The sequence below is a fragment of the Yersinia rohdei ATCC 43380 genome (genome assembly GCF_000173775.1).
GTDB classification, from domain to species: Bacteria; Pseudomonadota; Gammaproteobacteria; order Enterobacterales; family Enterobacteriaceae; genus Yersinia; species Yersinia rohdei.
This window is the reverse complement of the sequence record NZ_ACCD01000017.1, coordinates 38327-60603: the sequence shown is the minus strand read 5'-3', so window position 1 is coordinate 60603 and position 22277 is coordinate 38327. Positions and strand designations below refer to the sequence as shown.

Here is a 22277-nt window from a genome sequence, read left to right as displayed (position 1 = left end):
GCCTTTATATTATGTGGGGTACAGGTGAATTTTCTAATTTCCGCTATGGCAATATATAGGTTTTATAAGCCATAACGGAACAGTCTATTTTTATTTTGTTAGCCTTTTTATGATTTCTATTTCTGCTGGATCATAAGCAATGCCTTCTTCATTTAAGACATCATGGAACCAGCGTTCACTATAGTTATTATCTCTGCGTTTTATTTCAGGCCATGGAATATAAGTTTGTGTTTTCCCTTTAACTAAACCCCATTGATAGCAACCAATTCCTTCCGCCTTAAACAACGGTAATTGGTCTTGTACCTTCGATTCTGCGTGGCGCGCCAGCCATTCAGTACACAGCATTGGGCGTTGATATTCCTTCAGGATCCCGATCGCTTTTTTCATCAAATCTAGCGGCACATAGGCGTGGAAAGAAATAATGTCGGACAATTCCAGTGCTCGGCGATCGGTCGGGTGCTCATAAATTGGTGCATCGAGATCTAGAATATTGGCAATATGCCAGGCAGCTACAGTTAATGGTTGTGATGGGTTAATTTCCCGCGCCCAAGTAAATGCTTTCTCCATTAGCTGGTGGCTGTATTCTTCCAGTGCAGAGTCAAAGGCTTCTTCACCTGTTAAAGTGAAAATCATGCGGTTAGTGGGTTCGTTGTAAAGATCCCAAATAGCGATCCGTTCGTCTTGAGCGAAATGACCAATAATATCTTTGATGTAAAGCTCTACATGCTCCCATAAGTAAGGTTGCATTACGATATTACGACCTGGGCTGGCGGCGGCTTGGCTATTATGCAAACCGGGAATCGGTTGTTTTTGTTGCCCAATATAAGGATGGTCACCAGAAAATCCGCAATCATCCATTAGGGTCAACATTACTTTGATGCCAGCGCCTTGACAAATATCGAGAAATTGTTCAATGCGAGCTATTAATCCGTCACGGTCTAGCTGCCAGACCACAAAAGGTAAATTGGTACGTAGCGTGTTATATCCTGCGTCAGCTGCCCATTGTAGTTCTTGGGCAATGCTGGCGGGATCGAAAGTACCCCGTTGCCACATTTCGGTCCAGTTAACTGCGGTTCGTGGTAGGTAGTTAAAGCCACACAACCAGCCCTGTTTTTTATGCCATTCCCATGACTTTTCTTCAGACCATTTATTCATTTTTATTCTCGCTCGATAAATTATTAGCTCATTAGCTAATATATTAGCTGGTTAAATAATAACAATGAGCTAATGCTTTAAGAGTGAGCTGATTCACGAAATTATTTTCACAGATAAATATAAATCGTTTAATATCAATTTGTTATACTTTTAACAAATTACCATAGACGGAAAGCCTGATAAATGGAGTAAATGCATGAGGGGTGAACTTAGCGAGAAGTTGATGCCTAATCCTGTTGACTAAAATCTGTTAGTATAAAAAGAGATGAAACTTAGCCAGTATGAGTAAAATATGAGTAAAAAAACTAAAATTACCATGAGTCACATTGCGGCTAAGGCGGGAGTCTCGCAATCGACGGTTTCATTGGTGTTGAATGGTTCCTACAGTATCAAATTAGCCGACGACACTAGAGAGAAAGTGCTGCGTATTGCCCAGGAAATGGGTTATGTCCATAAAGCAGTAGAGCGCCCGGTAATAAGAGAAAAAATAGCATTAATAATTAATGGATTAATCAACCACGATCCCTTTATTGAAGCCGTGAGTGCGGTTCAGCAGGCAGCCTGGCAACATAACAAACTATTGGCTATTTTTGATCAGGAAAATGAACCCGAACATTGTATTGCTTTGGAAGAGGAAATCAGTGGAGGAGGTTATCAGGGGGTGATTTATGCATCCTGTATGACTCGCCAACTGACACCGATGTTCCACAATTTATCTATTCCAATGGTGATGTTGAATGGTTATAGCCCTGAGCTGCCCGATGTCCCTTGTATATTACCCGCAGATAAAATTGGTGCTTATAAAGCCACCAGTCATTTATTAGATCAAGGATATAAACGGATTGCTATCCTGGCGGGTGAGTTGTGGATGGATGCGGCCAATGATCGTATTTACGGTTATCGACAAGCATTAATAAACCATGATATTTGCCCTGACGAACGCTATATCCAAGTCACCAACTGGTCATTGAAAGAAGCTTATAATAAAACATTGGAGTTACTGGCGCTCACTCCTCAGCCAGAAGCCATTTTCTGTAGCAGTGACTATATCGCCTTGGGGTGTTATCAGGCGATTTTGTCACAAGGATTACGTATTCCTGATGATATAGCGGTAGTTGGTTATGATAACCAAAGTATCTCCTCAGAACTCACTCCTGAATTAAGCTCAGTAGATTTACCCTATGGCGAAATGGGGGAACTGGCATTGCACACCTTGCTGAAAATTACACAACAACAGCCTCTGTTATCGTTGAAAATGAAAGTGGAGGGGGAATTGGTGATTCGTCAGTCTTCAATAAGGCCGGTTAAATAGCTCATTACCTATCGCAGTGACCAAGTGCAATAGCGGTTATTTGTTAACATGATTTTGTTTACATAAAGCCGCTATTACACTTGCAGTTAATCTGTCTTTTAATACTTCAGCAGTGCTATTCAAATGAGAGGAATTTAGTCACTCATACTATCTTAAATATCTGTTTTTGAAGAAACTAAAAGCCAGATAACACAGGTCTTATTTCACTAACAGAGTTCGGCATCAGGGCCTTTGGTTAAGGTATAACGTAGATTTTGTCTAATGGCCTCAATTGACCAAATCCAGAATGCAGTGCCAACAAATTCAGAAATCAATGCTTCTGGGCCTGCAACCCATAACCATCCAGATAACCCGAGTAAAGGAACGACTAAGCCATGCGCAAATACAGAAACACCGATACCAAAAATGATCCCGTGTAACATTTTTACTTTGGGAAGATACTCTGCAATTACGCAGTATATAATAGCGATGACTATTGAAAAAATAATATGAACACCATTACCACCCCAATTAAGCGAATAATCCATCCAATGGTAAGTCATCGGGTCAATATTTACCCCCAGTTTTTCAAGCAATACTACCGGTGGCGGCATGGTTTCAGCGGTTCTTGGTGGCAGTATTGTTTCAAAACCAGATTTGACTAAAGCTGAAAAAATACCCGCAATAACACCAATGTAAATAGCCAGGCTGACATGTCTAGTATTTTTTTTAGTCAATTCAAAAACATTGAACATTCGGTTTCCCTTAATATAAAAAATCAATAATTAGTATAGGGGAAAAAAATGGAATTTAGCTACAAATTAGGGAAAATAAATAGATGAATAAATGTTTGCAATTAGTAGGCAATATGTTTTATAGCAGGTGAAGTTATTTTATATATATATTAATAGTCTATGAAAAATTGATTATTTTCTCAGCTGTTAGCCGCGTATGGTAAATTGAGATACTGGGTCGCATTATTCGTCTAAGCTAAAACTTATTCGAACCAATAAACCACCTAAGAGCTCACTGTGTAATAACTCTGGGTGGGTTTTATGGTAAGTCGTAATGTCTTTTACCAATGCTAACCCTATCCCAGCCCCTTGCTGTTCACCGACATTATCTAGCCGGTGAAATGGCATCAGCGCCTGTGCAGTTTCATCTTGTGCAATACCGGGACCACTGTCTTCTATTTCCAACCAACAGCGGTCTTTATTACTCCCCACAACTAAGCGCACTGTCACCACGCCTTGCTTTGGGGTGTATTTTAATGCGTTATCCAGCAAGTTGTCACAGAGTTCGGTCAGTAATAAGGCATCCCCTTTGATCCAGCATTCAGATTCCCCCTCATAACCCAAATCAATCTGTTTACTGCGGGCTTGAGCAAGGTGCGCGAAACACGCATCTCGTAATAATGGGCCGAGATTAACCGGCTGCAATCTGCGTTCATGCACTTTCATCCTTGATAACTGTAATAGCCGGTCAGTCAGAGAAACGGTGTGATCCAGTGTCCCGCGCATCGCCAACAGACTTTCACGCCATTGTTGAGGATCTTCACTGGTTAGAGCGACCGCCACCTGCGTTTTCAGTACGGTTAGCGGGGTGCGCAATTGGTGGGAGGCATCGGCACTAAAGCGGCCCTGACGCGCCACGATCTCACGTAATCGTTCGATATAGCGATCAAAAGCCAATAACAGCGGCTCCATTTCTGACCAGGGCAATACTTTGGGGAGCGGGGTCAGTTCACCGGGATCGCGCCGCAGCATAAGGCTCGACAGCTTACGTAATGGCTTGAGGATCCCTTTGAGCAAGATATACGCCATTACCAGCGCCAATAGCACCAATGAACCTTGGGTCAAGATAGCCGATACCATGATTTGCTGCGCTAGGTCGTGGCGGGAAGACAGCGTTTCGGCCACCAGTATCATTGCCATCCCCATGACACCCGACTCATTAACCGGCTGATAAAGCGCGGCCACACGTATTGGTTTGCCTTGATACTCAGCATCATAAAAATGCACCAGTGCGGGGTAGAGAAGGGAGCGTGGTGTATTCGGCGGGAAAGGCGGTAAATCGTTGTAGCCAGCGATACTTTTCCCCTCGGGCGTAATTACCTGATAGTAAAGCCGATCATTCATATTACGTTCAAAACTATCGAGGACAATATAAGGGACATCAACCTCTAGCTGCCCATGACGAACAACCAAACGCTCCGCCACCGTCCGTGCAGAGGCTAATAGGGTGCGATCATAAGCAAGCGTAGCTGCATTTATGGCGCTGATATAATGTGTATAAATAGAAATTCCGCCCAAAATCAGTAGCGGTACACCAAAAAAAAGCAGTAATTGATGAAACAGCGATTGCGGGGCTTTAAACCATCGTGGCGAAATAATGTTAGAGCGCGTCATGGGTACATTCCAGGCTGTAACCTAAACCGCGTAAGGTTTGGATAGACACATTACTGCCTTGTAGTTTTTTACGTACCCGATGCACATACAGTTCAATACTTTCTGGATTAGCATCGTCGGATAAGGTAAATACCTGCTCAAACAGTTGTTGTTTGGCAACCGGTCTACCCCGGCGATGCATCAGTGAGGTTAATACTGCCGATTCCCGCGGTGTCAGCGCCAATGGTTTGTCAGCTAACAGAAAGTAGCCTTCGTCGTGATAGGTCAAATCACCAAACTCCACCGCCTGCCCGGTTTCACCGATACTACGGCGCAATAAAGCACGTATCCGCGCCTCCAGTTCATCCAGTTCAAATGGCTTCGTCAAATAGTCATCAGCCCCCAAATTCAGCCCTTTCACCCGGTCTGCTACTTCAGTTCTGGCGGTCAATAACAACACCGGCAGGGTCTGTCCACGTTTACGCAATCGTGCCAGCAGATCCAACCCATTCAGGCGCGGCAACGCCACATCCAATACCACCAGTGCGTAATTTTCATTTTGCAGCAAATGATCGGCGGCAAGACCATCATTTATGACATCCACAGCGAAGCCCGCATGAGTCAATGCTTTCTGCAACCAGTGAGATAACTCGGGGTGATCTTCTACTAACAAGAGACGCATATCACATCCTGTACTTTTTCATTCCTGTTGAAAGGTAACTGAAAGGTTAATCTATTAACAATTCAGCAACCTCGCAATCGCGGGAAAGCTCACAATTTAGAAGAAAATAATGAGGGAAAAAAATGAAAAGAATAATTACCCGCACTTTAGTTGCCTCGGTTCTGATGCTGACGGCACAAATGGCACAAGCTATCGATGCACCTGGCAGAACGGAATGTATTGCCCCAGCTAAACCTGGAGGCGGCTTTGACCTCACTTGTAAATTGATTCAGGTTTCCCTGCAAGAGACTAAAGCGATTGACCGCCCGATGCGGGTGACCTATATGCCGGGTGGTGTGGGGGCGGTGGCCTATAACGCCATTGTGGCACAGCGCCCAGCAGAGTTCGGCACCGTAGTCGCTTTCTCCGGTGGCTCTTTACTTAATCTGGCACAAAATAAATTTGGCCGCTATAGCCCTGACGATGTGAAGTGGCTGGCGGCTATCGGCACTGATTACGGCATGATAGCCGTGCGGGCTGACTCACCCTATAAAACCCTTACAGACCTGATGAATGCTTTTAAACAGGATCCTAACAGTGTGGTCTTCGGCGCTGGTGCTTCAATTGGTAGTCAGGATTGGATGAAAACAGCCTTACTGGCGCGTGAAGTTGGCGTAGATCCTCATAAAATGCGCTATGTAGCCTTTGAGGGCGGCGGCGAACCTGTTACCGCGTTGTTAGGCAATCATATTCAGGCGGTATCCGGCGATTTAAGTGAAATGGTGCCCTATCTGGCGGGTGATAAATTACGGGTATTGGCTGTTTATTCAGAACAACGTCTGCCCGGCCAACTGGCGGGTATCCCAACCGCTAAAGAGCAAGGTTTCAATTTAGTGTGGCCGATTATTCGTGGTTTCTATCTGGGGCCAAAAGTCAGTGATGAAGAATATCAATGGTGGACAGACGCCTTTAATACTTTGGTACAAACTGACGAGTTCAAAAAACAACGTGAATTGCGCGGCTTATTTGAGTTCAATCTGACCGGTAAAGAGCTGGATGCTTATGTCAAAAAACAGGTCGAACAATACCGTGAACAAGCTAAAGCATTCGGTCTGGCCAAATAATTAAGGAGAACGCGCATGAGCGATCGCATTTTTGCCAGTATATGGATCCTGCTCTGTATCAGTGGCCTATTTATTGGCTGGGGAATTCAAAGCGAATACAGTTACGAGCCGCTAGGCCCGCGTCCTTTCCCAATAGCAATTCTATCGTTAATGACACTTTGCTCGGTGCTATTGCTGCTGCGTAAACCTGATGTTATTGCCTGGCCGCACGCCAAAGTATTGCACCGCCTGCTGGTGATGGTGATGACATTAGTGCTCTATGCCTGGGGGTTTGAGTCGCTCGGTTTTCCACTGGCGACAGCCTTACTCACATTCAGTATTGCATTGTTATTTGAGGCGAAAATATGGGTTGCGGCGCTGTCTGGTGTCGTTCTGGGCGCGTCATTGTTCTATGCCTTTGACTATTTACTTGATGTCACCCTACCGCTCGGCGTTTGGCTGAACTAATGAGGTTGTGATGGACACTTGGATGTATTTATCGCAAGGATTTGAGGTGGCATTAACACCACAAAACCTGATGATTGCCTTAATAGGCTGCTTTATCGGCACTATTGTTGGTTTACTGCCGGGATTGGGGCCGATCAATGGCGTGGCTATTTTGCTGCCACTCGCTTTCGCCCTCAAACTGCCGGCAGAGTCTGCTCTTATCTTGCTGGCCACGGTTTATATCGGTTGTGAATATGGTGGGCGTATTTCATCCATATTACTTAATGTGCCCGGCGATGCCGCGGCCATCATGACCGCCCTCGATGGTTACCCGATGGCGCAACAAGGCCGTGCCGGTGTAGCGCTATCTATTTCAGCGGTTAGCTCATTTGTTGGTTCAATACTGGCAATTGGTGGGATTATTCTGTTTGCACCGCTACTGGCGCAGTGGTCACTGGCCTTCGGCCCATCGGAGTATTTCGCATTAATGGTTTTCGCCATCGCCTGTCTTGGCAGCATGATGAGCCAAAACCCCTTAAAATCATTGTTAGCGGCCTTAATCGGATTGGGGCTGGCCACGGTCGGCGTGGATGCAAATACCGGTGTTTATCGCTTCACATTTGATAGTGTTCATCTGTCCGATGGGATCCAATTTATCGTGGTAGTGATTGGGTTATTTTCGGTCAGTGAAATCTTGCTGATGCTAGAAAGCACCAGCACCGGACAGAAACTGGTGCGTAAAACCGGCCGATTGATGTTCAACCGTAAAGAAGCCGCAGAGTGTGTCGGGCCAACATTGCGCTCTTCTGTGATTGGTTTCTTTGTCGGGATTCTGCCGGGAGCGGGGGCCACCATTGCCAGCGCATTGACCTACATGACCGAAAAGCGCATCAGTGGCAACAGTGATAGCTTTGGTAAAGGGGATATTCGTGGTGTTGCAGCTCCTGAGGCGGCAAATAATGCCTCTGCTTGTGGATCTTTTATTCCGATGCTGACTCTGGGCGTCCCTGGGTCTGGCACCACGGCGGTAATGATGGGGGCATTGACCCTCTATAATATCACGCCGGGGCCGGCAATGTTCACCGAGCAACCGGATATCGTCTGGGGGCTAATTGCCTCTTTATTGATAGCTAATGTGATATTGCTGCTGATGAACTTGCCTCTGGTCGGCTTCTTCACTCGCATGCTAACGATTCCGCTATGGTTTCTTGTCCCCGCTATTGCGGCAGTCTCTGCGGTAGGGGTCTATGCGGTGCACAGCACCACTTTCGACCTGATGTTAATGGTCGGATTAGGGGTCTTTGGCTATCTGCTTAGAAAAATGAATTTCCCAATGTCCCCGTTGATTTTAGGTTTTGTTTTGGGCGAAATGTTGGAGCAAAACTTGCGTCGCGCGCTGTCCATTAGCAATGGAAACTACGATATTCTGTGGTCTAGCCCCATTGCCAAAAGCTTACTCATACTGGCCGTTGTGGTATTGCTTCTGCCGCCTATCTTGCGGGTGATACGTAAACTTCGCCAATCAAACTCAACCGTTAACGAAGGCTAAAGCTGCACCTCACTCCGAGGCTGATAATTATAAGGTTATTGGCCTCGATTTATTGGGTGAGTTGCAGCTTAATATCCTACTTTAGTACTTAGTCCTGCAATTATCAGCCTCATCAAACGCATTATTTAGTTCGTGCCGCTCCCGGTAACTTCTCACATTACAACACAATTATCTCCGGTATTACCTCAGTGCCTCAGCGGGTTATTTATAAGATATTAACCGACGCGTTTATTAGTAAGGAAAGGGTACTAAAATCAATATCTGAGTTGACAGGGTTGTTCAATAATTTTCTGATGGGTAAATCATGTTTGGGTTATCAATGGTCAACTGATTCATTATCATAATAGGTATGGTAGTGCATCCTGTTTTTTCATAAAAATATATTTGATTTGAGTCACACTTTTATAACGGAAGTCGTGTAGGAATATTCCTTCAATTATTAAGGAAGAGTCCTAATTTGGTTTTTATGATTTTCATTAAACTCATCAATAACACGCTCTTAACATTCATTTATGAAACGGTGTGTAGGAAACTTCTTATATATCATCATTGTAATGAAAATTTACAGTTACATTTGGTAACATTTAACTCATTGGTGTTATAAAGCTAATGTTTCTACACTGCCGCCTGTCAGGTATTTACTTGAGTTGTTCATGTGTATTAAAAATACCTTTCAGAGACAGTTTAATGCCATCAGATGAATGGATAATATTTTCTGCGAACAATTTTTATTATTTAATCCACCTGTTTTATCGGTAGGTTACGGATGTTTAGTTAGGCGACGTAGATTATTTTACACATATCATCAGGAATGGATTTCCTAAATCCCCTTCCCCTAACAAGGAAAGTCGATGTCCTCTTCAAGCTTCCAAAATGAAATACCCAAGGCGCGCGTTAATATTAAATTAGACCTCCATACAGGCGGAGCCCAGAAGAAAATGGAGCTTCCTCTGAAACTGTTAGTCATGGGGGATTACAGCAATGGCCAGGAACAACGCCCACTGTCTGAGCGCGAAAAACTTAATATCAACAAGAATAATTTTAACAGTGTACTGGCCGAGTTCCAGCCGAGCCTGAAATTAACCGTGTCAGATACTTTGGCTGCGGATAATACCGACACCGCCGTGTCTCTGACCTTCCGTGATATGAAAGATTTCGAGCCGGAAAGCGTCGCCCGTCAAATCCCGCAACTGCGTGCCTTATTGGCGATGCGCAACCTGCTGCGTGACCTCAAATCCAATCTGCTGGACAACGCCACCTTCCGCCGTGAGCTGGAAAATATCCTCAAAGACGATGCGCTGAGCGATGAACTGCGTGCGGAATTGGCGGCTCTGGCCCCGAAAGACTGTTAATCACTGAATTAGCCGCTTGTAAACGGAAAGAAGAAAAGGAACATGCTGATGTCTGTACAGGAAAATACTGCGCAGGGTAGTGCGACGACCCTATTAGATAATAACCCTGTGGCTCAGGGGGTTTATGCCTCACTATTTGAAAAAATTAACCTTAGCCCGGTATCCTCCCTGACCGGCCTTGATGCCTTTCAGAACAACGATGCCCTGGCAGAAGCGACCACCGATGAGCGCGTGACCGCTGCGGTTAGCGTCTTTTTAGACCTGCTGAAGCAATCGTCTAAAAAAGTGGAAAAGCTGGATAAAACTCTGCTGGATGGCCACATTGCGGCGCTAGATGACCAAATCAGTCGCCAGTTGGATGCGGTGATGCACCACCCAGATTTCCAGCGCGTAGAATCTGGCTGGCGTGGCCTTAAGTTCCTGATTGACCGCACTGATTTCCGTCAGAATGTCAAAATCGAACTGTTGGACGTCTCCAAAGAAGATTTGCGTCAGGACTTTGAAGACTGTCCGGAAATTGTACAAAGCGGCCTGTATCGCCATACCTATATTCAGGAATATGACACACCGGGCGGTGAGCCGATTGGTTCGGTCATCTCCAACTATGAATTCGATTCTGGCCCACAAGATATTGCTCTGCTGCGCAATATTTCTAAGGTGTCTGCCGCGGCGCACATGCCTTTCATCGGCGCCGTTGGCCCGAAATTCTTCCTTAAAGATTCGATGGAAGAAGTGGCCGCCATCAAAGACATTGGCAACTATTTTGACCGCGCGGAATACATTAAGTGGAAATCCTTCCGTGACTCCGACGATGCGCGCTATATCGGCCTGACCATGCCGCGCGTATTAGGGCGCTTGCCTTATGGCCCGGATACCGTGCCGGTGCGCAGTTTTAACTATGTCGAAGAAGTGAAAGGCCCGGATCACGAAAAATACCTGTGGGCGAATGCATCATTCTCATTTGCTGCCAACATGGTGAAAAGCTTCATTAAAAATGGCTGGTGCGTACAAATTCGTGGCCCACAAGCGGGCGGTGCAGTCACCGATTTACCTATTCACCTGTATGACTTGGGTACCGGTAATCAGGTCAAAATCCCTTCAGAAGTAATGATCCCAGAAACGCGCGAGTTTGAGTTTGCCAACCTGGGCTTTATCCCACTGTCGTACTACAAAAACCGTGATTACTCCTGCTTCTTCTCGGCCAACTCGGCGCAGAAACCGGCATTGTATGAGACCGCTGCCGCCACCGCCAACAGCCGTATTAACGCCCGCCTGCCGTACATTTTCTTGCTGTCGCGTATTGCGCATTATCTGAAATTGATTCAGCGCGAGAATATCGGCACCACTAAAGACCGCCGTCTGTTGGAGCTGGAGCTGAACAACTGGATCAGTGGGCTGGTGACTGAAATGACCGATCCGGGCGACGACCTGCAGGCGTCTCATCCATTGCGTGATGCGAAAGTCACAGTGGAAGATATCGAAGATAACCCCGGCTTCTTCCGTGTGAAATTGTATGCGGTACCGCACTTCCAGGTGGAAGGCATGGACGTGAATCTGTCATTGGTTTCTCAGATGCCGAAGGCTAAGGCATAACGGAGACACGATGAAAATTTATCGTCCGTTATGGAACGACGGGGCCTTTTTGGCCCCACAACAATTCCAGCAGCAGGCCCGTTGGGATGCCTATGTGGCAGACAGCGTGGCACATATGACACTGGCATCCCCATGGGGTGTCATTGATGCGGCATTTGACAGTGGATCGTTGGCGCTTTCTCGGCTGAATGCTCTGCGGCTGGTGGTTCGCTTTCCTGATGGCACGCTAATTGATTCTGTACGGGCGGATAATCTGCCCCCCGCGTGTGATTTGTCCACCGTGACAGACCGCGACGCCGTAGACGTCGTGTTGGCATTACCCTTGCTTTCTGCCAACGGTGGCAATCTGGATGATGGGCAGGACAGCGCGCGCCCTCGCCGTTGGCAGCAGGAATGGGTTACGGTACAAGAACTTGCCGGCCATGAGCGCACCGAACTGGCAATCATGCGCCACGCCGTCACGTTGCGTTTTGCTCATCAGGAAAACAGTGCCTATCTGACTTGTCCAGTGGTGCGGTTGATTCGCAATGCGCAGGGGCAGTGGATACAGGATGAGAGTTTTATTCCCCCGATGCTGTCACTGGCGGCAAGTCAGACGGTATTGACCGAACTGGGCGATTTAATCCATCGCCTACAGGCACGTCGACGCCGTTTGATGGGAATGCGGCGTGAGAGCAACGAGCGGATGGCGGATTTCGCCGTGGCCGATGTGTCGCTATTTTGGTTGCTGAATGCGCTAAACAGTGCTGAACCGGTATTGATGGAACTGTATCAGACGCCTTCCCGCCATCCTGAACTGTTCTATCGTGAACTGGCCCGCCTCGCCGGTAGCCTGCTGACCTTTTCCCTTGAGCATAAAGCCGAAGATATTCCGCTTTATCAGCATGACGCGCCAGAGCGGGTTTTCCCGCCACTGTTTAGCTTACTTGATGCCCTGCTCGAAGCCAGTCTGCCATCGCGTATGGTGGCGATTGAATTGGCTCACGAGGGCCAGTTCTGGACAGGTTCATTGCATGACGCCCGCCTGCGTGAAGGGGCTGATTTCTATCTCTCTGTCCGATCTTCTATCCCCAACCATCTGTTGCAAACCCAGTTCCCGTTGTTATGTAAGGCGGGCAGCGTTGAGGATGTGTCAGATGTGGTCAATGTGGCACTCAACGGTGTGGCGATGAAACCGCTATCTCATGTGCCCGCCGCTATCCCGCTACGTCTGGAGAATCAGTATTTTGCCCTTGACCTCAAGGGGCCCGCGGCGCAAGCCATGCTGGATGCGGGTAACTGTGCTTTCTACACCCCAGGTTCACTGGGCGATGTCAAACTTGAACTGTTTGCGGTGCTGCGCTCATGAGCAAAATAAATACGTCGGTTGTTGATACGGTTTTTTACCCCTGTTGGCTGATGGTCAGCCAGTTACGTAATGGTCAGGAAATTGAAGACGGGGAAGCGTTGTACCGTCGAGCCTGTGAGTGGATTGACGGCGCGCGCACGGCGCTGTCCCACGCTGGCTTCAGCGAAATCAGCTGTGACCATATGCTGTACACCCAGTGCGCGTTACTGGATGAAAGTGTCCTAAACCGCCAGAAGCAAGACAGCGGTTATATGAAATGGCTGAAAGACCCGCTTCAAGCCCGTTACTTCAATACCTTGAATGCGGGTGAAGAGCTGTGGGAGCGGATCCGTACTGTATTGCAGGAACCGGCACCGGATACGGCGGTATTGACCTGTTTTTACCGCGCGTTGACCCTGGGGTTTGCCGGTCGCTACCGTGAACAAGGCGACGAGCGCCGGGAAGATGTGGTGCGCAAGCTGAGTTTGCTGGTACCGCCGTTTGCCTCCTCACAGGATACGCCGGTGGTTTCGCGCTCATTGCGCCTGCGCTCCGGACGCAAAACCTATTGGTTCTCGTGGGGGGCGGGCGTCGTCATACTGGTGGGGCTGTGGTTCACGTTGTCCACCCGACTGACGCACATGGTGTCTCAATTGACAGGGATGCACTAACGGATGCGTGGATTAACACCGTTACTCTTGTTGCTGCTGGGAACCTGCCTGGCACTGTGGCTTATTTTGGGTTTTTGGCCGCTGGGAACGGGTAGCCGTGTAGCACTAAGCATGCTGGTTATTATTCTCAGCGGTGCGGTCGGTTATTTTCAGTGGCACAAGCACAACCGCAATAAAGTGGTTTACGAGTCCATTGCAGATTCAACGCTGCCACCTGAAGATTTTCAGGGCGCGGTGGTGTTGGTTTGTGGTGATAGCCACGTTTTATTTCCCGCCTCTACGTCCTTTCGTGAAACCCATCAGGGTTGGTATCTGGCCGTAAAAATGCCAGAGCAGCTACCGATACTCGCACAACATCTGGCCGCAGAACGCCCGGCACTGATTGCCCAGATCTCGGTGTTATTGGCCATAGTGCCGGAGCAGCATCAGGATAGGGATGATTTTTCACAATCGCTGCGCAGCTGGCAACGGGCCATCGTGCAGTGCAAAGGATGGCTGGCGGGGATCCCTCCGGTCTGGCTAAGTACCTGGATTTCACCGCTTGCGGCTTCATCTGTGCCGGCCGAACGCTGGTATACAGTCACTCCTGGGCTGAAAGGCATTCAGGTACAGGAGGCCGGAGCCGGTACTGTGCCGCTGGTTGAATGGAGCCAACATCCAGAGTCCCGCAACGGTCAGGAAAAGTTGAGCTCTGTATTCTGGATGGAAAGCCTTCTACTTTGGCTTGATGAACATGTACTGAACATCCTGACTCAGCGGCAAGGGGATGTCCCTGCGCTGACTCCTTGTGTATGGGGGTGCTGCTTTACCCCAGTGGCAGGGCGTCAGGATAATTTGTGGCAGACATACATTCGCGGGATAACTACGCTAACGCCGGAGATGACTCTGGCGCAAGATAATCTGCCGTTGCCCGACGTACTACTGCCTTATTTGCCTCGTCGTCGCGGCGTCTCTCGCTTGATGCAGAGCGGGCTGATGGCGGGCGCGTTGTGCGGTGTCTTTTTACTGTTTGCCCTGCTGGCCTCTTTTATCAATAACCAACGTTTGGTTCAAAGTGTTGGTGATCATTTGTCGTTGTATCAAAGGCTCACTGGTACGCCTCCTGCCCCTAAAACTTTAGCTCAGCAGCAACTGCGTGCGGATGCACAGCTGCTGGATGACTGGCTCCGTAGTGGTGCCCCTATGCGTCTGTCTTTGGGCCTGTATCAAGGGCTGCGGCTTAGGGCTCCGCTTGATATTGCTATCAATAGTTGGACACCTCCTCCACCGCCTCCCCCGGTGATTAATCGCATTGTTCAAGGGCCTAAAACTCTCCGTCTGGATAGCCTGTCGCTCTTTGATGTGGGGCAGTCCACGCTCAAATCCGGCTCCACCAAAGTGCTTATCAATGCGCTGGTCGGGATTAAGGCCAAACCGGGCTGGCTGATCGTGGTGGCGGGTCACACTGATATTACCGGGGAGAGTAAATCTAACCAGATTTTGTCACTTAAGCGGGCGGAATCAGTACGCAATTGGATGCGCGATACCGGGGATATTCCGGAAAGCTGTTTTGCCGTACAGGGCTATGGCCAGAGTCGTCCTCTAAAACCTAACGATACGGAAACGGGCCGTGCGCTCAACCGCCGTGTCGAAATTAGTCTGGTGCCGCAGGCCGATGCCTGTCGCCTGCCAGGCGTAAAAACAGCGTCACAGGATGAAAGTGACGTATCAACTCAAGAAATGGAGAAGTAAACCATGGCAATTCCAGTATATCTGTGGCTGAAAGACGACGGCGGTGCGGACATTAAAGGTTCCGTAGACGTTAAAGATCGCGAAGGCAGCATCGAGATAGTGGCGCAGGAACATAACCTGTATATCCCGACTGACAACAACACCGGCAAGCTGACCGGTACCCGTATTCATACCCCGTTCCTGTTCACCAAAGAAATCGACTCGTCCAGCCCGTATTTGTATAAGGCAGTGACCACCGGTCAAACGTTGAAATCGGCGGAATTCAAATGGTATCGCATTAACGATGCTGGCCAGGAAGTGGAGTATTTCAACACCAAACTGGAAAACGTGAAACTGGTGAAAGTGGCGCCGAAGATGCATGACATCAAAGATCCGGCCAAAGAGAAACACAATCACCTGGAAGCGATTGAATTGCGTTACGAAAAAATCACCTGGACTTATAACGACGGCAACATCATTCATTCCGATTCTTGGAACGAACGCACCACCGCCTAGTTACCCGTTATTCTTCGCGCCGCAGGTGCGTTGGCGACGTTCGCTCACCCTGGTCACATAGTTATCTATGCTCCCAGGGGCTCGTTCACTTGCCGCCTGCCTGCAACACGAATTATTGAGGGTAATCATTACAAGCAGGCGGTTCGCCGTCTGCTTTTTGGTGTTTTTAGCTGAGTATCGGCTTAGCGGTATTGCGCTAAACACACTGACAATTTATCAGATGACCTTATGGGCCTCGGTTGATGGCTAGGGGCGGTAGCGTTCTTAAAACGGGCTTATCAGATTTCGCAAACAAGGAAGACCTTATGACAACGCATTCAGCACACTTATTACGTCGATTAAATCCTTACTGTGCGCAGGCATTGGCAGGGGCAGCTACCTTATGTCAGACCCGTGCCCATGCCGAGATCACTATCGAACACTGGTTGTTGAAACTTCTGGAACAAGGTGAAGGCGATATCACTGTCATTGCCCGGCGCTATGAGTGGGACATGGACAGCTTGTGGCAGGGATTGCTGGCCCATCTGGATACCTTGCCGCGCACGGTGCAGGGCAAACCCCAGCTGTCAGCGCCGCTGCAACAACTGATCAAAAGTGCCTGGCTGGATGCCTCGTTACAGGAAAATGCCGATGCGGTGCGCTCTGCCCATCTCTTATCTGCGCTGATAAATTCGCCATCATTACTGGCCGCAGAAGCAGGATGGCCGTTGCTCAGCCTGAGTGTCACCCAGTTACACCGGCTGCTACCGCTACTGGACAACCAATCTGACGAACGCCCTGAAGTACAACAATCCGCGGCACTGGCAGACGGCCCGGTCACGCTGAGCGATGAGGCAGCGACCACACCCTCTGCCAGTGGTCAGCCGCAACTCAATGACGCGCTGCAAGCGGCGCTGGATAAATTCACCCTTGATGTCACCGCCAAAGCGAAAACCGGGCAGATTGACCCGATTTTTGGCCGCGACACCGAGATCCGCCAGATGATTGACATCTTGTCGCGGCGGCGTAAAAACAACCCGATTTTAGTCGGTGAACCGGGGGTAGGTAAAACCGCACTGGTGGAAGGGCTGGCGCTGCGCATTGCCGAAGGTAACGTCCCCGAGAGTCTGAAAACCGTCAGCCTGCGCACCCTGGATTTGGGCCTGTTGCAAGCGGGGGCCGGTGTCAAAGGCGAGTTCGAGCAACGCCTGAAAAATGTTATCACTGCGGTGCAGCAATCGCCGACGCCGGTGCTGCTGTTTATCGACGAAGCCCACACCATTATCGGGGCCGGTAATCAGGCTGGCGGCGCGGATGCCGCCAACCTGCTGAAACCGGCACTGGCACGTGGCGAACTGCGCACCATCGCGGCCACCACCTGGTCGGAATACAAACAGTATTTCGAACGTGATGCCGCACTGGAGCGCCGCTTCCAGATGGTGAAAGTGGACGAACCGGACGACGGCAAAGCTTGCCTGATGTTGCGCGGCTTAAAAGGCCGCTATGCACAGCACCACGGCGTGCATATGCTGGATTCCGCCATTACTGCCGCTGTCACCCTGTCGCGCCGTTTTTTGACCGGTCGGCAGTTGCCGGACAAAGCTGTTGACCTGCTCGACACAGCCGGTGCGCGCGTGCGCATGAGTATCGATACCCTGCCGGAAGCGCTGATGGAGATCAATGCCGAACTGGCGGCCCTGGCCATGGAACAACAGGCCATCGAACAGGACTTACTGCTGCTGCCGAACGTCGGTTCAACGCGCCTGCCCGACATTGAAAAACGCCGCACCGAGCTGATGGTTGAACAACAACAGCTTGAACAGCAATATGAAGCAGAAAAGCGGCTTACCGCCCTTATTATTGAAGCCCGTCAGGATATTGCCGACGTAGCCCGTCTGGCGGCATTGCAGGCAGAATTAAGCCAGATTCAGGGCAATACGCCGCTATTGTCGCTGGATGTTGATGTCCGCACCGTCGCCACCGTGATTGCCGACTGGACGGGTGTCCCGTTGAGTAGCTTGTTGAAAGACGAACAGACCGATTTATTGCAGTTAGAACGTCATCTCGCCACCCGCGTGGTGGGGCAGGAGGTGGCGCTGCTTGACATGGCGCAACGGCTGCGGGCGGCCAAAACTGGCCTGACACCAGAAAATGGCCCACTGGGCGTGTTCCTGCTGGTCGGCCCGAGCGGGGTGGGGAAAACCGAGACCGCGTTGGCATTGGCAGACACCCTGTTCGGCGGCGAAAAATCGCTGATCACCATTAATATGTCTGAATATCAGGAAGCGCACACCGTTTCCCAGCTCAAAGGTTCTCCACCGGGGTATGTCGGTTACGGTCAGGGCGGCATTCTGACTGAAGCGGTACGCAAACGCCCGTACAGTGTGGTGCTGCTCGATGAAGTGGAAAAAGCGCATGCGGATGTCATCAACCTGTTCTATCAGGTATTTGATCGCGGCATGATGCGCGACGGTGAAGGGCGCGAAATTGATTTTCGCAACACAGTTATCCTGATGACCGCCAATCTGGGCAGTGACCTGCTGATGCAGCTGCTGGAAGAACAACCGGACGCCAGCCACAGCGATTTACACGAACTGCTGCGCCCCGTCCTGCGCGACCACTTCCAACCGGCACTACTGGCCCGTTTCCAGACGCTGATTTACCGCCCGTTGGATGCGCCTGCACTGCGCATTATCGTCGAAATGAAACTGGCTCAGGTCGCCAAACGCCTGAACAAACATTACGGCCTGCACTGCACCATCGAAGAAAGCCTGTACGACACTTTAGTCGCCGCCTGCCTGCTGCCGGACACCGGCGCGCGCAACATCGACAGCCTGCTGAACCAACAAATTTTACCGGTGCTCAGCCAGCAACTGCTAAGCCGTCTGTCTGAACAACAGCGCACCACCTCGCTGACGTTGGGTTGGGACGAAGAGGACGGGATTACGTTGGAGTTTTCCGGGCAATAAAATAGGTAACTCCGACATGTTTTGCGGCTTTTATTCATAAGGAAACGTTTATGTCAGGCGGAGAAGGGCAGCTAAGAAGAATAACCTCGGGGGAAATTAGGTTGGCCCAAACACTGTATGGCGATCAGATCGATTACTCAACAGTCTGGATCCATTGCGATAGTTATCTCCCTTTCGGTTTACAGTCTAAAAATGTTGCCATGACACCTAATGGCGAAGTCTATTTCCGGGAAGGCTATTATTACGCAGACTTTTCATCAGACAGAGTAAGTATAGACAGCCAGCATGTATTTTTACATGAGCTTTGTCATGTCTGGCAATATCAGCATGGCATGATGGTTAAACTTCGAGGGTTATTTAGTTGGGCTGTAGATTATCATTATGATTTAGTTAAAAACCGTTTTTCTGATTATTCCATGGAACAGCAAGCCTCTATTGTTTCTGATTATTATGTCTTGCGGGATTTGGGATATAGCACGTGGCAAGGACTTTGGGGTAATAACTTTATTAATAAGGATAGTTATTACGCTGATGTCGATATTTTGCGTATGTATGAAAAAGTTATGGGGTCATTCCCATCGCCGGAGGCACTGTGAAAGCAACAATTTTAATGTTCATCTTTATGCTATCCGGATGCCTGGGGGACAGAATTCCCTGGGATATCGCTGAAGTGAAACAGTCTAATGGGGCTGTATGCATATATTCATCAGAAATAGGTGAAAACTTTGTTTTTGAACGATTGAAAATACAAAAAACAGGTGAGTCAAAAGAATTCATCGCCAATTTCACTGACAAGATATATGCGAAAAACAGATGTTTACCCATGATGGATTATCAATTTGTCACTAACGGTGAATATAACATCAGTTTTTCCGTGATTGATACTTATAGTGGAAAAAGAAAAGTTTACGCTGCCCGTTTTTTAGATAAATAGTTTCTGATAATTCACTCATCCAAAGGACACGTATTACCGGAGCATATTTGCTGGCTCAGGGTAATGCAGAAGGAAGCATAATGAATCTTATCAACACATTATCCGATGCAGCAAAGTCACTTTCTGGTAGTTTGAATCGTTACCGCCTTGATGTTAAGGGCTGTGACGCGTATCTGGACGTCGAGTCTTTTTCTGGACAAGAAGGGGTAAGCTCCGGGTACCGCTACAAGATTGATTTCACCAGTGCCGATAAAGACATAAATGCGCAGGCGATGTTAAACCGTAGCACGACGTTGACGATGCAGACATCAGGGGCCCTGATACCGAATCTTGCCGTGTCACAGGTACAAAAAATAGTTCATGGTGTGGTGACCAATTTTACTCGTTTGTCAGGCTCAGTAGATGAAGCACACTACCAGATAACCATTGAACCGTTCTTTGCACTTTTGGGTAACCAGAAGCGTTCCCACCGATTTTTTCTCAATAAATCTATACCGGATGTTGTGGAGCAAATACTGCGTGAACACAACTTCAAAGGTTGGGAATTTGAGTTTAATTTAAAGTTAGACTACCCAAAACGCGAACAAATCAACCAAATAGACGAGAGTGATCGTGCGTTTATCGAACGCCTACTGGCTGAGGTAGGGATTTTTTTCACCTTTACACTACAAGAGGACACACAAACTGAGGTCTTGGTGTTAGGGGATAAACAGAGTTGCTATCAGTTTGGTAAGACCCTTCCGTTGGGCAACCCAGCAGGAATGAATGATAACGGCGTAGAAGCTGTTTGGGGACTGTCGCTGCGCCATCAGGTGGTACAAGCATCTGTACAAGCTAAAGATTATAATTATCGCGAAGCTCAAAATTCGCTAGTTTCTGCCCGAGCAGATATGACCCGTAGTGATGGTAATGGCATCACTTATGGTGATGTATACCAGTATCAGCCCCGCCATTTAACACGTGGTGATGCACTTACTCCGGCCCCAGAAAGTGGTAATTTTTGGGCACGTCTTGAACATGAACGCTATTTGGCGGTGCAGACTCAACTGCGGGGCAGTAGCACTGATACCTCGTTGGCCCTATTGCAAGTACTGACAGTTCAGGAAAGTTGTTTGCCTCCAACCCTTCCGGCAGTATGGCAAGCCCCAGTAGTTATAACTGGTTTACGTTTTTCTGCGAGTCGCGCCAGCTCACTACAAGTAAACTTTACTGCAGTGCCCTACAGCGAAACTCTATGCTGGCGTCCGGCATTGCTGCCGCGTCCAAAAGTCAGCGGCACCATGATGGCACGCGTGACCAGCGCGAAGTCGAACGACATCTATGCCTGGCAGGATACCTCCGGCCTGTATCGGGTAAAATTTGATGCTGATCAGGACGATAAAACACAAGGCCAGGAGAGCATGCCAGTGCGGCTCGCCAAACCTTACGGTGGCGATGTGTACGGTATCCACTTCCCGCTGATACAAGGAACCGAGGTAGCGATAGCCTTCCATGACGGTGACCCCGACCGCCCGTATATTGCCCATGCCCTGCACGATTCGCGTCATACCGACCATGTCACTGAAAAAAACAACACCCGCAATGTTATCCGCACCCCGGCTTTCAACAAACTGCGCATGGAAGACAAGCGCGGCGAAGAACACATCAAGCTCAGCACCGAGTACGGTGGCAAAACCCAGTTGAATCTTGGGCACAACGTGGATGAAACACGAGCCCTTCGTGGTGAGGGTTTTGAGTTGCGCACTGATGAGTGGGGAACTATTCGTGGCGGCAAGGGCTTGTTTATTAGTGCTGATTCGCAACCACTTGCAAAGGGTAATGTGCTAGATATGGGGGCTGCAGTTGCGCAACTGGAGAATGCATTGCAATTAGTGACGGCGATTGCTCAGAGCGCAAAAACATCAGGATCTATGGATGCGGATATCTCTTCTCAACAGCAGCTTAAAGGTGCATTAGACAAACTTAGCCAGGCAGGATTACTCATTTCTGCCCCAACGGGGATTGCGGCGGTTACGCCTAAAAATATTCAATTATCCGCTGGACACTCGCTTACCGCTACCGCAGGAGAAAACGTTGATTTTAGTATTTTTAAGCGATTCACCGTTGCAGCGGGAGAAGCTATCAGCTTATTTGCTCAAAAGATGGGAATGAAGATCTTTGCCGCGCGTGGAATGATTGATATTCAGGCTCAAACTGATGCACTTCGGTTGCAATCGGACAAAGTGATGAATATTAACAGCGTCAGTGGTGAGATCATTTTGAATGCCAGCCAGGGAATTACACTGACCAGTAAAGGGGGGGCTTATATCAAATTAAAGGACGGCGCTATTGAAATTGGTGCTCCCGGAAAAATAAGCTTGAAGAGTAGTAATATAGACTGGGGTGGTAGCAGTTCTTTAGAAGAGGCATTAAAACCGGTCACTGTTACAGATCCTCAATATAAATATCCAATGGCCGAGCGTTTTCAGGTGCTCGATAAACACAGTGGTCAGTCAAAAGCCTATATTCCCTATCGCATTGAGGCAGAAGATGGCTCAATTATTCGCGGTGTGACTGATAAAAATGGTTACACTCAAGGGCATTATGGTGTGGCCCCTCAGTCAATTAAAATATTCTTTGAATAAACAAGGGGA

General features: G+C 48.6%; 18 protein-coding genes. 14 read left to right on the top strand and 4 right to left on the bottom strand.

The window, feature by feature from the left end:
• Positions 1–90: 90 nt before the first annotated feature.
• Positions 91–1155 (bottom strand): cellulase family glycosylhydrolase, encoded by a 1065-nt coding sequence (locus YROHD0001_RS06360; RefSeq protein ID WP_004715340.1) that lies wholly within the window; start codon positions 1153–1155, stop codon positions 91–93.
• Between the two features lie 292 nt (positions 1156–1447).
• Here YROHD0001_RS06360 and YROHD0001_RS06365 point away from each other — a divergent pair, with 292 nt between their 5' ends.
• Positions 1448–2467: a LacI family DNA-binding transcriptional regulator gene (locus tag YROHD0001_RS06365; protein WP_004715339.1), complete on the top strand. Its 1020-nt coding sequence runs from the start codon at positions 1448–1450 to the stop codon at positions 2465–2467.
• Between the two features lie 206 nt (positions 2468–2673).
• Here YROHD0001_RS06365 and YROHD0001_RS06370 read toward each other — a convergent pair whose 3' ends face one another.
• From YROHD0001_RS06370 to tctD, 3 genes are all read right to left on the bottom strand, one after another.
• Entirely contained in the window at positions 2674–3201 is a 528-nt protein-coding gene (locus YROHD0001_RS06370; RefSeq protein WP_004715338.1) for a YagU family protein, read from the bottom strand.
• A 222-nt stretch (positions 3202–3423) separates the two neighbouring features.
• Complete coding sequence (locus YROHD0001_RS06375) at positions 3424–4854, bottom strand: sensor histidine kinase (RefSeq protein WP_032817182.1); 1431 nt, start codon at positions 4852–4854, stop codon at positions 3424–3426.
• The gene (tctD, locus tag YROHD0001_RS06380) at positions 4841–5515 is read right to left on the bottom strand and encodes a transcriptional regulator TctD (protein WP_004715336.1); all 675 of its coding nucleotides are present in this window, start codon (positions 5513–5515) and stop codon (positions 4841–4843) included. Before tctD ends, YROHD0001_RS06375 begins: the two co-directional genes overlap by 14 nt.
• A gap of 122 nt (positions 5516–5637) precedes the next feature.
• On the opposite strand from tctD, the gene YROHD0001_RS06385 reads away from it, so the two are divergent.
• The 13 genes from YROHD0001_RS06385 to YROHD0001_RS06435 all read left to right on the top strand — a co-directional run bounded on the left by YROHD0001_RS06385 (position 5638) and on the right by YROHD0001_RS06435 (position 22268).
• The gene (locus YROHD0001_RS06385) at positions 5638–6618 is read left to right on the top strand and encodes a Bug family tripartite tricarboxylate transporter substrate binding protein (RefSeq protein ID WP_004715335.1); all 981 of its coding nucleotides are present in this window, start codon (positions 5638–5640) and stop codon (positions 6616–6618) included.
• 15 nt (positions 6619–6633) lie between these two features.
• Positions 6634–7065, top strand: a complete 432-nt coding sequence (locus tag YROHD0001_RS06390; protein ID WP_004715334.1) for a tripartite tricarboxylate transporter TctB family protein — start codon at positions 6634–6636, stop codon at positions 7063–7065.
• 10 nt (positions 7066–7075) lie between these two features.
• Positions 7076–8593: a tripartite tricarboxylate transporter permease gene (locus YROHD0001_RS06395; RefSeq protein ID WP_032817181.1), complete on the top strand. Its 1518-nt coding sequence runs from the start codon at positions 7076–7078 to the stop codon at positions 8591–8593.
• An 851-nt stretch (positions 8594–9444) separates the two neighbouring features.
• Positions 9445–9945 carry a type VI secretion system contractile sheath small subunit gene (gene tssB, locus YROHD0001_RS06400; RefSeq protein ID WP_032817180.1) on the top strand — a complete coding sequence of 167 codons (501 nt, stop codon included), beginning with the start codon at positions 9445–9447 and terminating at the stop codon, positions 9943–9945.
• Between the two features lie 42 nt (positions 9946–9987).
• A complete protein-coding gene (gene tssC, locus YROHD0001_RS06405) occupies positions 9988–11538 on the top strand; it encodes a type VI secretion system contractile sheath large subunit (RefSeq protein ID WP_004715329.1) in 1551 nt (516 codons plus the stop codon).
• A gap of 10 nt (positions 11539–11548) precedes the next feature.
• Positions 11549–12886, top strand: a complete 1338-nt coding sequence (gene tssK, locus YROHD0001_RS06410; protein ID WP_004715328.1) for a type VI secretion system baseplate subunit TssK — start codon at positions 11549–11551, stop codon at positions 12884–12886.
• On the top strand, positions 12883–13536 hold the full coding sequence (gene tssL / locus YROHD0001_RS06415) for a type VI secretion system protein TssL, short form (protein WP_071817891.1): 654 nt from the start codon (positions 12883–12885) through the stop codon (positions 13534–13536). The genes tssK and tssL overlap by 4 nt, the downstream gene beginning before the upstream one ends.
• A 3-nt stretch (positions 13537–13539) precedes the next feature.
• Complete coding sequence (locus tag YROHD0001_RS06420) at positions 13540–15267, top strand: OmpA family protein (protein ID WP_004715326.1); 1728 nt, start codon at positions 13540–13542, stop codon at positions 15265–15267.
• A gap of 3 nt (positions 15268–15270) precedes the next feature.
• Entirely contained in the window at positions 15271–15762 is a 492-nt protein-coding gene (locus tag YROHD0001_RS06425) for an Hcp family type VI secretion system effector (protein WP_004715325.1), read from the top strand.
• A gap of 305 nt (positions 15763–16067) precedes the next feature.
• Complete coding sequence (gene tssH / locus YROHD0001_RS06430; protein ID WP_004715324.1) at positions 16068–18710, top strand: type VI secretion system ATPase TssH; 2643 nt, start codon at positions 16068–16070, stop codon at positions 18708–18710.
• Positions 18711–18760: 50 nt separating this feature from the next.
• Positions 18761–19306 (top strand): hypothetical protein, encoded by a 546-nt coding sequence (locus YROHD0001_RS0118115; RefSeq protein WP_032817179.1) that lies wholly within the window; start codon positions 18761–18763, stop codon positions 19304–19306.
• On the top strand, positions 19303–19644 hold the full coding sequence (locus tag YROHD0001_RS0118110; RefSeq protein ID WP_032817177.1) for a putative T6SS immunity periplasmic lipoprotein: 342 nt from the start codon (positions 19303–19305) through the stop codon (positions 19642–19644). The genes YROHD0001_RS0118115 and YROHD0001_RS0118110 overlap by 4 nt, the downstream gene beginning before the upstream one ends.
• A gap of 80 nt (positions 19645–19724) precedes the next feature.
• Positions 19725–22268 (top strand): type VI secretion system Vgr family protein, encoded by a 2544-nt coding sequence (locus YROHD0001_RS06435; protein WP_032817175.1) that lies wholly within the window; start codon positions 19725–19727, stop codon positions 22266–22268.
• Positions 22269–22277: the final 9 nt, after the last annotated feature.

Coding starts and splice junctions, on each gene's coding strand:
- tssH (WP_004715324.1), top strand. CDS start 16,068: ATGACAACGCATTCAGCACACTTATTACGTCGATTAAATCCTTACTGT.
- YROHD0001_RS06370 (WP_004715338.1), bottom strand. CDS start 3,201: ATGTTCAATGTTTTTGAATTGACTAAAAAAAATACTAGACATGTCAGC.
- YROHD0001_RS06395 (WP_032817181.1), top strand. CDS start 7,076: ATGGACACTTGGATGTATTTATCGCAAGGATTTGAGGTGGCATTAACA.
- YROHD0001_RS0118115 (WP_032817179.1), top strand. CDS start 18,761: ATGTCAGGCGGAGAAGGGCAGCTAAGAAGAATAACCTCGGGGGAAATT.
- YROHD0001_RS06375 (WP_032817182.1), bottom strand. CDS start 4,854: ATGACGCGCTCTAACATTATTTCGCCACGATGGTTTAAAGCCCCGCAA.
- tssB (WP_032817180.1), top strand. CDS start 9,445: ATGTCCTCTTCAAGCTTCCAAAATGAAATACCCAAGGCGCGCGTTAAT.
- YROHD0001_RS06360 (WP_004715340.1), bottom strand. CDS start 1,155: ATGAATAAATGGTCTGAAGAAAAGTCATGGGAATGGCATAAAAAACAG.
- YROHD0001_RS06365 (WP_004715339.1), top strand. CDS start 1,448: ATGAGTAAAAAAACTAAAATTACCATGAGTCACATTGCGGCTAAGGCG.
- YROHD0001_RS06420 (WP_004715326.1), top strand. CDS start 13,540: ATGCGTGGATTAACACCGTTACTCTTGTTGCTGCTGGGAACCTGCCTG.
- YROHD0001_RS06385 (WP_004715335.1), top strand. CDS start 5,638: ATGAAAAGAATAATTACCCGCACTTTAGTTGCCTCGGTTCTGATGCTG.
- tssK (WP_004715328.1), top strand. CDS start 11,549: ATGAAAATTTATCGTCCGTTATGGAACGACGGGGCCTTTTTGGCCCCA.
- YROHD0001_RS06435 (WP_032817175.1), top strand. CDS start 19,725: ATGAATCTTATCAACACATTATCCGATGCAGCAAAGTCACTTTCTGGT.
- YROHD0001_RS06425 (WP_004715325.1), top strand. CDS start 15,271: ATGGCAATTCCAGTATATCTGTGGCTGAAAGACGACGGCGGTGCGGAC.
- YROHD0001_RS06390 (WP_004715334.1), top strand. CDS start 6,634: ATGAGCGATCGCATTTTTGCCAGTATATGGATCCTGCTCTGTATCAGT.
- tctD (WP_004715336.1), bottom strand. CDS start 5,515: ATGCGTCTCTTGTTAGTAGAAGATCACCCCGAGTTATCTCACTGGTTG.
- tssC (WP_004715329.1), top strand. CDS start 9,988: ATGCTGATGTCTGTACAGGAAAATACTGCGCAGGGTAGTGCGACGACC.
- tssL (WP_071817891.1), top strand. CDS start 12,883: ATGAGCAAAATAAATACGTCGGTTGTTGATACGGTTTTTTACCCCTGT.